Origin of the sequence: Ignatzschineria sp. F8392, assembly GCF_002252045.1 — a bacterium.
Lineage (GTDB): Bacteria > Pseudomonadota > Gammaproteobacteria > Cardiobacteriales > Wohlfahrtiimonadaceae > Ignatzschineria.
Window position 1 is genome coordinate 167,969 of record NZ_NEFF01000001.1, and the last position, 13,515, is coordinate 181,483.

Here is a 13,515-nt window from a genome sequence, read left to right on the forward strand (position 1 = left end):
AAAACTGGCAGTGCATTTTTACTTAATTGAGCGGGTCAGTTGCACACATCGCGGTTACATTGACGATGCGACGAGCGGTTGCGATATTGGTCACAACGTGTGCCGGTTTCGAGATTCCTGTCAAAATAGGACCTACAACAATACTATCGGTAATTGTTCGAACAAAGTTATAGGTAATATTGGCAGAATCGATATTGGCAAAGATGAAGAGATTTGCCTGACCTTGTAGCTCTGAGTTCGGGAAATATGCATTACGATAACGCTCCCAAATCGCAAGATCGGGTTGCATCTCTCCTTCCACCTCCAGTTCAGGGGCGCTCTCTTTTAAAAGATGCAGTGTCTCTTGCATTTTTCGTGAGAATTTCGACTCTCTTGAACCGAAGTTTGAGTGAGAGAGTAGCGCCACTTTAGGCACAATACCAAAACGTTCTACTACAGATGCGGCCATCTTTGTGATATCAGCGAGCTCTTGAGCGGTAGGATCTTCATTGACATGAGTATCACAGAAGAAGAGCGGCCCTTTTGGTGACAGGATTAAGCTAATCGCCGCTGGTTGAGATGTCCCTTCTCGAAGGCCAATTGCATCCACAATATGATGAACGTGGCGATGGTATTGACCTAAAACACCACTGATTTGACCATCGATCTCTCCAAGCTCAAGGAGCATTGAAGAGAGTAAGTTCCCTCTTGTCTGCATACGTTGACGAGCAAGTTCCGGCGTAATGCCTTTACGCTTCATCAAGCTGTAATATTGCTCTGAACAGCGATCAAGAAGGGGAGGGTTGCGATAATCGATAATTTGAACATAGTCGCTACCAATATCTTTACTGATACTATCTTCTGGCATTAAGACTTTTGTTGGAAGATTAATTCCTAGTTCTTCAATACGTTGTTGAATCACTTTAGGTTGCCCAATGAGGATAGGGTTCGCTAAGCGATCTTGTTTTACCAGATAAACGGCACGGAGGACTCGTTCATCTTCCCCTTCACAGTAAGCGATCGTGCGTGCATTCTCTTTAGCTTGATTGAAGATGGGGCGCATCGCCATATTGGTCTTATTAAAATGTTGACTTAAACGATGTCGATACTCTTCAAAATCCACAATTGGGCGAAGGGCAACGCCTGATTCCATTGCCGCTTTTGCAACCGCAATAGGGAGTTCTACAATAAGGCGAGGGTCGAACGGTTTTGGAATAATGTAGTTGCGAGAGAAGCGAAGACTTTCGCCGGGATAAGCGTGAAGAACCTCATCTGTTGGCTCTTGGTGAGTTAGATCTGCGATTGCTTTGACACAAGCCATCTTCATCGCTTCATTAATCTCTGTAGCTCCACAGTCGAGTGCGCCACGGAAGAGGTAAGGGAAGCAGAGAACATTATTTACCTGATTAGGATAATCGGAGCGACCTGTGGCAATGATTGCATCTTCCCTGACAGCGTGAGCAATCTCTGGGCGAATTTCTGGTTCGGGGTTTGCAAGAGCAAAGATGAGCGGATTAGGTGCCATCTTCTCAACCATCTCAGCCTTAAGAACGCCGGGAGCAGAGAGCCCTAAAAAGACATCCGCCCCTTCAATGACTTCACCTAAAGTCATCTTATCGGTTTGCTGCATAAAGAAGGATTTATACTCATCGAGCGATTCAGGAGAGCGATGTTGATTAACAACGCCATCTCGGTCAGCAACGGTGATATTCTCTTTCTTTAAACCAAATTGCATTAAAAGATTTAAGCAAGAGATAGCCGCAGCGCCCGCACCACTACAGACAAGTTTGATCTCTTCAATCTTTTTATCGGCAAGTTTAAGCGCATTTAATACGCCTGCAGCAGTGATGATCGCCGTTCCATGCTGATCATCATGGAAGACCGGAATATTCATCCGTTTTTTGAGCTCTTGCTCAATATAGAAGCATTCAGGCGCTTTAATATCTTCTAAGTTAACGCCGCCAAAGGTGGGTTCAAGACTCGCAACAATATCGATAAATTTATCGGGATCTAACTCATCGACTTCAATATCGAAGACATCGATATCGGAGAATTTTTTAAAGAGAACCCCTTTTCCTTCCATGACAGGTTTTCCTGCCAATGGGCCAATATTTCCAAGTCCTAATACTGCAGTTCCATTACTAATAACGGCAACAAGATTACCTTTAGAGGTGTAATCGAGAGCGGTGAGCGGATCTTTTTGAATCTCTTCGCAAGCGTAGGCAACGCCAGGGGAGTAAGCAAGAGAGAGATCCTTTGAGTTGACAAGCGGTTTAGTTGCTTCAACTGAGATTTTTCCAGGTCTAGGCTGGGCATGATAGCGAAGCGCTTCAATTCGAAGATCTTCAGTTTTATTATTTGGAGAATCCATTGAGATCTATCCTTTATACTGAATTTTGAGTGAATATTAGATACTAACAAGGATTGATCTTCGAATCTACTAGGCTACTCATAAAAAAGGGGATCAAACTCAATTTTTACGGAGTTATAGATTTAACTTGTTGATTTTAATCTATTAAAGATCTCTTTTTGCACATAAAAGCTCTCTGTTTGATCTTGATATAAAATATAGATTGCAGTTCTATTTATCGCTCTATTGATGGCTCTATTTTAGGTCTGTTCTAGGTCTGTTTTCTTACTATTATCTGATTTTTAACCATTATTTATTTGATAATGAGCTCGCTATTATATCTCCTCTATAAGTCTGCTATAAGCTTGTTATAAGAATATTAAATAACGATTTTATGGGGACGATGGAGATCCTATTTGCTATAATAGAGGGCGATTTAAATTATGGAAAGTGCTTCTAGATATAGCTTTTAAGTAGTGAATCAACAGAGTATTTCCCGACGATGTTTGTGGAGGGTTTTATAATGCCAAGTGATGATAAACAGTTAGTACTTCGTGCTAATACTTTTCCGTCTGTCGCCGATGGGCTCGATGCCTATATCAGTGCGATTGGCGACATCCCCACTCTAACTGCCGAAGAGGAGCAAGCGCTTGCTTATCGATTAATAGAGCATGGTGATCTTAATGCGGCGCAGACACTTGTTCTATCTCATCTTAAATTTGTAGTTCATATTGCCAAAAACTATACCGGCTATGGCCTTCCTTTGGTGGATCTAATCCAAGAGGGAAATGTTGGTTTGATGAAAGCGGTTAAACGGTTTGACCCTTCCTACAATGTGCGTCTTATCTCCTTTGCTGTCTATTGGATTAAGTCGGAGATTCATGAGTTTGTTATTCGTAATTGGCGAATTGTGAAAGTTGCAACTACCAAGGCGCAGCGAAAACTCTTCTTTAATCTCCGCTCTTCAAAAGAGTCCCTTGAATGGCTAACAGATGATGAGGCCGCTGATATCGCTAAAGAACTCAATGTTAGTAAGGCTGAAGTTAAACGGATGGAGATGCGACTCTTCTCGAATGATTTAGCGTTTGACCTGCCGGTAGGAAGTAGTGTTGATGATGGTGATTTTAGTCCCTCAGATTGGCTCTCTTCAAATGCATTAGATCCTTCACAGGCTGTTGAGAAAGAGGATTATCAGACGCACAATAATGAGAAGCTCAATAATGCGATTGAATCTCTCGATCCGCGTAGTAAAGATATTATTCTTCAACGCTGGATGAGAGATGAGGATGAGGAGCGACCTACTTTAACCGAGCTTGCTGACAAATATTCAGTATCGGCAGAGCGTATTAGACAGATTGAGAATCAGGCAATGAGTAAAATCAAAGACCTGTTGACGGTATGATAACGTGCTCAATGTTCGTAAAGGACTCAGATTATTGATCTGGGTCTTTTCTATTATGGAGTGATATAAAATGAGAGCAATTAGAGAGATTAAAGAGAGTATTCAGGTCAAAGAGTTAGCGTTAGAGACAATGCCGGAGATGATCGAATCGACGGGTGAATTGATGCTTGATGCGCTCAAAGCCGGCAAAAAGGTTCTAATTTGTGGTAATGGGGGGTCAGCTGCTGATGCACAACATTTTGCGGCAGAATTGATCAATCGCTTTGAGGTTGAACGCGCTCCTTTGCCGGCAATTGCCTTAACTACCGATAGTTCAAATTTAACCTCCATTGCCAATGACTATAGTTATGATGAGGTTTTTGCTAAGCAGGTGATGGCGCTTGGACAGGCTGGCGATATTTTGATTGCGATTAGCACGAGTGGTAATTCAAAGAGCATTAACCGTGCCGTAGAGGAAGCGCTTAAGAAAGGGATGATTGTATTGGGATTGACGGGGGAGAAAGGGGGAGAGATGGCAATGATCGAGAGTCCCAATCTTCATCTTGTTAAAGCACCGAGCCCAAGAACAGCAAGAGTTCAAGAGGTTCATATTCTTGTGATTCATATTTGGTGTGGAATGATCGATGCCGCTTATCGCTAAGCATTCCTCCAAACGGTTAAGAGGATGAGAGTAATAGTTTTAAGTATGGTTTGAAGGTGTAATTTTTCAATCGAGTCAACCTTTAGGAAGCTAATTTCAAGAGGATAGGGCGAAGAGTTACAGCTGAAAATTAAAAATTTAATTGATTAAAGATGGCATAAGTCATAGGAGAGAAGCGGATGTTAAGACGATTCCTATTATTGAGTAGTTTTGTAATGTTGCTTTCAGCATGTGTTCCGGCATTTATCGTCGGCGGTGTTGGCGCAACAGCTGCAGGTATTAATGATCGCCGAACCGCTGGGCAGATCGTAGAAGATAATGCGATCACAGTGAAGGTGCAAAATATGATCAGTCAACTTCCTGAACGAGGTCTTGCGCATATTAGTATCCTCAGTTATAACGGCACTGTCCTTATTTTAGGAGAGGTCCCTAACCATCAATTAGGTTTAGAGGTGGAAGAAGCGGTACGTAAAACTGAACATGTTAAGAGCGTTCATAATGAGCTGATTGTGGCGCCGGAAGCATCTCTCGCAAGTATTGCAGCAGACTCTATGTTGACTGCTAAAGTGAAGACTGCACTTGCAACAGATATTAAGCTGAAAGGCTTTAATGCTGGAAATGTGAAGGTGATGACCTCAAGACGAAAGGTCTATTTAATGGGGATCGTAAATGAGGCAGAAGCTCGTGAAGCGATCGAGATTACTCGTCATGTTGCCGGCGTTGAAGAGGTTGTTCCTTTCTTCGATATCGTGAATCGACAGTTCCACAATATCAATTAAGAATTTTATATATTAAGATGGTTGTGCTAGGCGGGCTATTTTTAAAGTTAACTGCCTAGCTATGAGATAGTTTCAGAATTGATACTTTTAATAAGTTTTTAAACCATATTTTAAGTATGAGTTTCAATTAGATGTTTGAAGTAGCTATTTAGAATAGATATTTGAAATAGATATTTCGAGATGAAAAGGAATAGTAAAGATGACTAAAAAATATGATGCAATTGTAATTGGTGGTGGCTCTGGTGGACTCTCCTATGCAGAAAGAGCTGCAAGCTACGGAGTTAAATGTCTCTTAATTGAAAAAGATAAGTTAGGTGGAACCTGTGTGAATGTCGGTTGTGTTCCTAAAAAAGTGATGTGGAATGCGGCGAATATTGCTCATATGTTTGATGATGCTAAAGGTTATGGTTTTACATTTGGTGAACCACAATTTTCTTGGAGCCATTTAAAAGAGAAGCGTGATCAATATATTAAGAATATTGTTACTTGGTATAACAACAGTTATATGCCAGATGCCGGCGTTGATGTAATTCATGGCGCGGCTAAATTTGTTGATAACAAGACAGTCGAAGTGAATGGTGAGCATTTTACGGCAGATAAAATTGTAATCTCAACAGGTGGTTATCCATTAGTACCTGAAACAGAAGGGGCAGAGTATGGGATTACTTCAGATCAATTTTTTGATCTTGAAGAGGCACCTAAGCGTGTTGTTGTTGTAGGTGCCGGCTATATTGCGGTGGAATTAGCACAGCTTCTTTCAGCGTTAGGTAGTAAGGTGGATCTCCTCTGTCGTGGTGAGATGGTTTTACGTCACTTTGATAGCTATGTTACAGAGCATCTTAAAGAGGTTTTAGAGGGTGATGAGAATTTAACGCTCCATACACACTCCAATGTACAACGTGTTGAAAAGAGAGAAGATGGCTCTTTAGTGGTTATCACAGAGAAGGAATCGATCGAGACAGATCTTCTTGTCTGGGCAATTGGTCGTGGTTACAACACCCATAATATTGGGCTTGAAAATACAGATCTTAAGGTTAATGAAGATGGCACGATCAGTGTCAATAAGTATCAAGAGAGTGAAGTGCCGGGGATCTATGTGTTAGGGGATATCATTGGTGGAAAATTCCAATTAACACCGGTTGCGATTGCCGCAGGACGTCGTCTTGCTGATAGGTTGCATAATGGGATGGAAGGCCGTCATCTTGAGTATAAAGATATTCCGAGTATCGTCTTCTCCCACCCACCAATCGGTACAACGGGTTTAACAGAGAAAGAGGCCGCAGCTGAGTATGGTGAAGATGCTGTAAAATGTTATACCGCCTCTTTTACCTCTATGTACTCCAACTTTAGTACAAAACCTGTGAAGACTGCGATGAAGATGGTCACTGTTGGAGAAGATGAGAAGATCGTAGGAATTCACCTAATCGGGCCAACTGTCGATGAGATGTTGCAAGGCTTCGCTGTTGCAGTGAAGATGGGTGCGCATAAGCGAGATTTCGATGATACCGTTGCACTTCATCCAACAGCTGCCGAAGAATTGGTGACGATGCGTTAACAGCTTATATTCAGTCTAAATAAGAGTAGAAACAGAATGTTAGAATTTTTTCAGAGTATCGATATTATTGTGCTATTAACGCTCGTCCTATCTGTAGGATTAGTTTTAGCTTTTGAGTTTGTAAATGGGTTTCATGATACGGCCAATGCCGTGGCGACAGTGATCTATACTAAGTCACTTAAACCCCGCTTAGCGGTCTTTTTATCCGGGATATTTAACTTTTTAGGGGTTCTGTTAGGAGGTCTAGGAGTTGCTTACGCTATTGTTAACCTTCTACCGATGGATCTCTTAGCAAATGCCAATTCAACGAAAGGGTTGGTGATGGTCGTCTCCCTTTTAGTTGCGGCGCTCATCTGGAACCTAGGGACTTGGTATTTTGGAATCCCTGCGTCAAGCTCACATACTCTCATTGGCTCTATTTTAGGGGTGGGATTAGCCAATGCGCTTTTAACAGATCACTCACTAGTCGATGGTGTTAACTGGGATAAAGCTGTTGGAGTCTTTGAATCGCTCCTCTTCTCCCCTTTTATTGGGGCAGGGCTAGCGGGTCTACTTCTGTTACTACTCTTACGTTTTCTACCTAAAAGCTATATTCATAAAACACCTTATCAACGCCATGTGTTAGATAAGAAGAAGAAACCGCCTTTTTGGCCTCGCTTCTGGTTAGTCACCTCAGCGATGGGAATGAGTTATGCTCATGGTCAGAATGATGGTCAGAAAGGGATTGGTCTTGTGATGTTGGTACTCTTTAGTGTTGTGCCGGCACAATTTGTACTTAATCTTAATTCGAGTGTATTTGAGATTGAGCAGACACGTGTCGCAGCTCAACAGATGGTCAGTTACTATGATGCCAATCAAGAGGTGTTAGATAGGCTCTATCCTAAGAGTGACCATGCATTAAGTGATGGCCTCTTTAGTTGTGAATATAGTGAGATGAAGCAACATTCTGAAAAATTGATTTCACTGCTTAATGGTATCGATACCTATGATCGTTTAACAACAGATGAACGTTGGGCGGTACGCAATGAGGTTATGTGTCTTGCTAGTATCGCAAAGACATTAGAGTCGCAAGATGCATTGCCAGAGTCTTATCGTAAATCATATAAAGCAATTGGCAAAGATCTGACAAAAACAACGGAATACGCGCCTTTCTGGGTCATTGTAGCAGTAGCGCTTGCACTTGGAATGGGGACTATGATTGGTTGGAAACGAGTTGTTGATACTGTGGGTGGTAAGATTGGAAAGAAAGATATGACTTATGCGCAAGGAATGAGTGCACAGATTGTTTCAGGAATTGCGATTGCTTCTGCAAGTCATTTTGGTTTTCCTGTCTCGACAACCCATATTTTATCGAGCTCTGTTGCCGGAACCATGATTGCTAATAAATCGGGCTTGCAGAAATCGACTGTTAAAAATATTCTTTTAGCTTGGATCTTAACGCTGCCGGTCTCCACAGGGCTTGCGTTTGGACTCTATTTCCTCGGAACATGGTTATTTGTAAGTTAAGATGAGCGCTAAAATGAAATTATTAACATATCAAGAAGCGGCTGACGCACTGCTGCGTGGCGAAGTGATTGCCTATCCTACCGAGGGGGTTTATGGCTTTGCTGCAGATGCAATGAATAGGGCAGCGGTAGAAAAATTATTACAGATGAAAGTACGTTCAGTTTCGAAAGGCTTTATTGTGATGGGCGCGTCATTAGCCCATCTCTCGCCTTTGATTGAACCTTTAGAGGCAGAAGAGGCGCGCCACCTCTTAGAAGAGTTGAGAGGGGGATATCGTTATACTTGGATTGTGCCGGCAAAAGAGAGTTGCCCTCACTATCTTCGTGGCGAATTTCCTACATTAGCGATTCGAGTGACAAATCATCCTGATGCATTAGCCTTATGTGAGAAGATGCCGGTGGGGGTTGTTTCAACGAGTGCTAATCTTCATAAAGAAGCACCCTTAGAGAGTGCAGAGGAGATCTATCAGCTCTTTGGGGATCAGATTGCAGGGGTAATGGAGGGCGAGGTGGGTTCGCTCTCCTCTCCAACACGAATTGTGCATCTTAAAAGTGGAGAGATTATCCGATCTTAATTCTTAATTAATATTTAATATTTTAATTAATGCTGTCATTGAGGCATCGATAGAGAAGAAACAAAAAAACCTGCATCGAAATGCAGGTTTTTTATTGATCTTTTTAGTCTTATTGAATCTTATCGGGTTTTAATCTAAGAAGAGGGAGGGGTGATTAATGCAATAGCTTTAATTGCTTTAAACCTCTTTAGGCCTCTATTTATAATCTTAAATTTAACTCTTAAGATTAAGCCGCAAGCGCTTTGATTTGTGCGTTAAGACGGCTAAGAAGACGTGATACTTTGTTCTTATGAATAAGACCACGTTTTACAGAGCGATCAAGTGCGCTTTGCGCTTTACCAAAAGCTTTAACTGCTTCTTCGCGGTTATTTGCTTTGATAGCATTGATCGTTTTTTTCACGTAAGTTCTAGTCATTGAACGGTATGATGCGTTAGCTGCGTTGTGCTTTTCAGCTTGACGAACGCGTTTTCTTGCTTGTGCTGTATTTGCCAAGGTTTTACTCCACTTTAAAAATTTAGAATTTATAACATATTATTGCGCCGAATATCGACGCAATCAAATTTGTAATAATCACATATGATTAACTTTTTTCTCTCTTTTGTCAATCAAATGTCGCGAAAGTTTCAGCATTATCCCTGCGGTTAGCCTCACCGCTTGTTATTCAATCGGCGATTGAAAGAGAGATTAGAATGCTGGAACAATACTTCCTTGATACTTCTCATTGATAAAGTCGCGAACTTCATCGGTGGTGATGACCTCAATTAATGCTTTGATGCGAGGATCATCGCTATTTTCAGGTAAAATTGCAATGATGTTGGCATAAGGAGATTCAGCGCCTTCAATAAAGAGAGAATCTTTAATTGGATTTAAACCTGCTTCTAATGCAAAGTTAGTATTAATGAGTGCAAGATCTACCTCATCGAGGGTTCTTGCGAGCATGGGCGCTTCAAGTTCTACAAATTGAAGTTTGTGAGGATTCTCTTTGATATCGAAGACCGTTGAAAGAATGTTGTCAGGATTCGTGAGGGTAATGATCCCTTCATTATGGAGTAGAAGTAACGCTCGCCCACCATTTGCAGGATCATTTGGAATGCTCACCTTCGCCCCCTCTTTTAGGTCACCTTTCTCTTTAATCTTCTGTGAGTAGGCAGCAATAGGCTCAACATGGATCGCTGGATCTAACGCAATGATATTGAGTTGGTGATTTTTATTGAACTCTTCTAAATAGGGAAAGTGTTGGAAGAAGTTTGCATCCGCTTCTTTCTCATCGACCATTAAGTTAGGAAGGACATAATCGGTGACAACAACGATGTCGAGATCGATCTCTTTCTTCGCTAATTGTGGTTCAATAAACTCTAAAATCTCCGCATGGGGAACAGGTGTTGCTACAACCTTAAGTTTTTCTGCTGAAAAGCCAATAAATGGTGTTAATGAGAGTGCTGTGACAAGTGCTAATTTACGCATAATGAATTTTCCTTTTATCAAAAATGGGGAATCGAGCCCCGACTTAATAGGTATATCGATCTTTAAGATTGAAATCAACTCTTTTAATGGAATTTTTATGGAATTTTAATGGAGAGTTTCTCGTGATGTTATTGTCAATCAACAGTAAATTTAGACAGTGGTTTGAAATAGTGAATTTAAGGAGAACGTTTAAACAGGATATTGAGGATATTGAAGCGATTTTCATTGCGATAAAAAGAGAGCGGTACCTGATTTCGATACCGCTCTATTTACGCTTACTATATTCTTATTATGTCCTATTACGATGTCCTATTATGTTTTCATCTATCTCTATACTAGTGCGGCGATAAGTTCATCTCGGTCGCCGGGAAGAAGATCGATCATAGGGATCTCAATCATTGTATAAGCGCCGGGTTGCTGTCTAGTTGCCGCGCGGGCAGATGAGACCAAGATCTGTGCTGTGAGTGCAGGATTATTGATGCGCATATCAAACTCAAAGATCTGATTATCAGTTGTACCTGAAACGCCTTTACGAGTAATTTTAACGCCATGTCCAGCATCTTTCAGTTGATCGATTTCATCGACTTGAGTGATAACCGTATCATCATGTTTAAAATAATCATCATTGAGAATTGTTGATTTGACATGATTGAAATCATGCCCCTCTTCTACTTCAATATAGACCATGCGGCGATGCTGTCCCGTTCCGATTGGAATTGTGACTGAGAGAGCGTCTTTCACGCCAGGAATTGCTTTGACAGCGGTAGAGTGCCCCATGCTCATCCCGGGCCCAAAGTTGGTGTAAGTGACACCTTTAGGTGCTGCGGCAAGAAGAAGAGCGCGAATCACCGAATCTGAACCAGGATCCCATCCTGCAGAGATAATTGCGCTACGATTGTGAGCTTTTGCAATCTTATCAAGTTCATTGCGTACAGCGGCAATATCGCTATGAATATCAAAACTATCGACAGTGTGAATCCCTTTTTTAAGATACTCTGCAGCATAAGCTTGGGTTTGGCGGCTAGGCACACAGAGAATGGCAACATCGACAGCTTCAAGTTGGTCGATATCGGTGACAATAGGGTAGCTCACACCGGGGATTTCGCGTTTTTCTCGGCGAACAATACCGGCAATAGAGAAGTCTGGTGCTGCCTCTAGAGCATTAAGAACATAACGGCCAATATTGCCAAAGCCAACGATAGCTGCATTTATTTTGCGTGTCATATAGTCTCCTAGTTAATTGAGTGATCAGTAATTGATATTGCCTAGAGATCGGATAAAGATATTCTGTGATAAGAGAATATGATAAGAAAATCATAAGAGAGAAGGTCTCTTTCTATCTCATTACAAAATCTACTACAGTGATATTTTTACTTCGATTGCTCTATAAGTTGCAATGTTTTTGTCAATAATTTCGTCAATATTCTAATTAGTATTCGAATCAATACTTTTACAGTTTTTCAGAGGCGCTGTAACGCTCCTCTATTTGCGGGTATAGTGACGTACGAGCCAATCCCCAACCCATTGCATAATCTGTACGATAATGACCAGCACAATCACAATGAGATACATCAATTCCGACATATTGCGGTGGAAGCCGTAACGAACAGCAATATCTCCTAGTCCTCCGGCACCTACGGTTCCTGCCATAGCGGTATAAGAGAGTATTAAGATACCTGTAATGGTAATGCCGGCAATGAGGCTAGGTCTCGCTTCGGGGAGCAGTACCTTCATAATGATAGTTCGAAGAGGTGTTCCCATACTTTGAGCTGCTTCAATCACACCGCGATCTACTTCTCTAAAAGAGGTTTCTGCCAATCGTGCGAAGAAGGGGGCAGAGCCGATCACTAGAGGAAAGATGGCCCCCTTTATCCCCATCTTTGTTCCCATCAATTTGAAGGTTAATGGTAGCAATACTACGATTAAGATCAGAAAGGGGATCGATCTTAAGGTATTGGTGAGAAAGGAGAAGAGGCGATAAAATTTTGGTGCTGAGAGAAGTTGTGTTGGGGAGGTGAGATAGAGTGCAACCCCCCATGGCAACCCAATTAATATTGTAAAAAACCATGTAAAACCTAACATGATCAATGTGACTAAGGTGTTATCCCAAATGATATTCCAATATTGGGTATTGTTAAGTGCATTGATAAATTCCGTCATTACTGAATCTGCTCCTCGTTATGACTTGTTAGATTGATAGATGGTTTGTGAAAGAGCGGCTTTGTTGTAATTCCCTCACTATTAAAGAGGGTGATCGCCGCGCTTCTTTCTGCCGGTGATCCACTTAAAACAACGGTTAATTGCCCATAGGGGATATCTCGAATATAACTGATTGATCCAGATAGAATAGAGAGATCGATATTGCTGCGCTTGATAATTCGACTCAGATGAGGCTCAAATGCTTCAGTGCCAAGGTAGGTGAGCTGATAGAGGGAATCTTGTTGCTGCGGATAACGGCTGATATATTTCTTAAGCTCATTCTGTTCGGTTTTATCAATAATAAAATCTTGGGTCACCACTGATTGAGGATGAAGGAAGACCTTTTCAACATCACCTGACTCGATGATTTTACTATCATGGATAACGGCTACCTTATGGCAGATTGAGCGAATAACCTCCATCTCATGGGTGATTATCACAATTGTTAAGCCTAACTCACGATTGATATCGACTAATAGTTCTAAAATTGATTGCGTTGTTTGGGGGTCAAGTGCTGATGTCGCTTCGTCACAGAGTAGCACTTTAGGTTTATTGGCGATAGCTCTAGCGATACCGACCCGTTGTTTTTGTCCCCCAGAGAGTTGAGCAGGATATTTATCTCGATGCTCTTCAATTCCTACTAAAGTGAGTAACTCCGATACACGCTTTTCAATATTCGCCTCACTCATACCTTCTAGGCGAAGTGGAAAAGCGATATTGTTATAGACAGTCTGACTTGAGAGAAGATTAAAATGTTGAAAGATCATGCCGATCTTTCTTCTCGCAAGCATCAGCTCTCGATTAGAGAGTTTTGTAAGATCGATATTATCAATCATAACTGAACCACTATCGGGCTTTTCTAATAGATTGATACAGCGAATTAATGTGCTTTTCCCGGCGCCAGAGTGACCGATGATGCCGTAAATAGAACCTTCTTCAATCGTGAGATTGATATTGTTGAGGGCGATTTTTGGCCCCTCTTTTGTGGTATAAGATTTGATGAGATTTTCGATTTTTATCATTGATTTTTACGACTTATATTTCAATTTCTATTGTAATGGGGATA

12 protein-coding genes are annotated in these 13,515 nt (G+C 41.5%); 6 read left to right on the forward strand and 6 right to left on the reverse strand.

Annotation, left to right across the window (positions count from 1 at the left end; all coding sequences use genetic code 11):
- Nucleotides 1–22: 22 nt before the first annotated feature.
- Entirely contained in the window at nt 23–2,350 is a 2,328-nt protein-coding gene (locus tag B9T19_RS00670; protein ID WP_094566692.1) for an NADP-dependent malic enzyme, read from the reverse strand.
- A gap of 502 nt (nt 2,351–2,852) precedes the next feature.
- Here B9T19_RS00670 and rpoH point away from each other — a divergent pair.
- The 6 genes from rpoH to B9T19_RS00700 all read left to right on the forward strand — a co-directional run bounded on the left by rpoH (nt 2,853) and on the right by B9T19_RS00700 (nt 8,785).
- The gene (gene rpoH, locus B9T19_RS00675) at nt 2,853–3,731 is read left to right on the forward strand and encodes an RNA polymerase sigma factor RpoH (protein ID WP_094566693.1); all 879 of its coding nucleotides are present in this window, start codon (nt 2,853–2,855) and stop codon (nt 3,729–3,731) included.
- Nucleotides 3,732–3,801: 70 nt separating this feature from the next.
- Nucleotides 3,802–4,371: an SIS domain-containing protein gene (locus B9T19_RS00680; protein ID WP_094566694.1), complete on the forward strand. Its 570-nt coding sequence runs from the start codon at nt 3,802–3,804 to the stop codon at nt 4,369–4,371.
- A 179-nt stretch (nt 4,372–4,550) separates the two neighbouring features.
- The gene (locus B9T19_RS00685; protein WP_094566695.1) at nt 4,551–5,150 is read left to right on the forward strand and encodes a BON domain-containing protein; all 600 of its coding nucleotides are present in this window, start codon (nt 4,551–4,553) and stop codon (nt 5,148–5,150) included.
- A gap of 199 nt (nt 5,151–5,349) precedes the next feature.
- Complete coding sequence (gene gorA, locus B9T19_RS00690; protein ID WP_094566696.1) at nt 5,350–6,705, forward strand: glutathione-disulfide reductase; 1,356 nt, start codon at nt 5,350–5,352, stop codon at nt 6,703–6,705.
- Nucleotides 6,706–6,741: 36 nt separating this feature from the next.
- Entirely contained in the window at nt 6,742–8,211 is a 1,470-nt protein-coding gene (locus tag B9T19_RS00695; RefSeq protein WP_094566697.1) for an inorganic phosphate transporter, read from the forward strand.
- A 13-nt stretch (nt 8,212–8,224) separates the two neighbouring features.
- Nucleotides 8,225–8,785: an L-threonylcarbamoyladenylate synthase gene (locus tag B9T19_RS00700; protein WP_158214316.1), complete on the forward strand. Its 561-nt coding sequence runs from the start codon at nt 8,225–8,227 to the stop codon at nt 8,783–8,785.
- A gap of 226 nt (nt 8,786–9,011) precedes the next feature.
- Here B9T19_RS00700 and rpsT read toward each other — a convergent pair whose 3' ends face one another.
- From rpsT to B9T19_RS00725, 5 genes are all read right to left on the reverse strand, one after another.
- Entirely contained in the window at nt 9,012–9,278 is a 267-nt protein-coding gene (gene rpsT / locus B9T19_RS00705; RefSeq protein WP_094566699.1) for a 30S ribosomal protein S20, read from the reverse strand.
- A gap of 192 nt (nt 9,279–9,470) precedes the next feature.
- The gene (locus B9T19_RS00710) at nt 9,471–10,250 is read right to left on the reverse strand and encodes a MetQ/NlpA family ABC transporter substrate-binding protein (protein ID WP_094566700.1); all 780 of its coding nucleotides are present in this window, start codon (nt 10,248–10,250) and stop codon (nt 9,471–9,473) included.
- A gap of 330 nt (nt 10,251–10,580) precedes the next feature.
- Complete coding sequence (locus tag B9T19_RS00715; RefSeq protein WP_094566701.1) at nt 10,581–11,474, reverse strand: diaminopimelate dehydrogenase; 894 nt, start codon at nt 11,472–11,474, stop codon at nt 10,581–10,583.
- 258 nt (nt 11,475–11,732) lie between these two features.
- Nucleotides 11,733–12,410: a methionine ABC transporter permease gene (locus tag B9T19_RS00720; RefSeq protein ID WP_094566702.1), complete on the reverse strand. Its 678-nt coding sequence runs from the start codon at nt 12,408–12,410 to the stop codon at nt 11,733–11,735.
- A complete protein-coding gene (locus B9T19_RS00725; RefSeq protein WP_094566703.1) occupies nt 12,410–13,471 on the reverse strand; it encodes a methionine ABC transporter ATP-binding protein in 1,062 nt (353 codons plus the stop codon). Before B9T19_RS00725 ends, B9T19_RS00720 begins: the two co-directional genes overlap by 1 nt.
- Nucleotides 13,472–13,515: the final 44 nt, after the last annotated feature.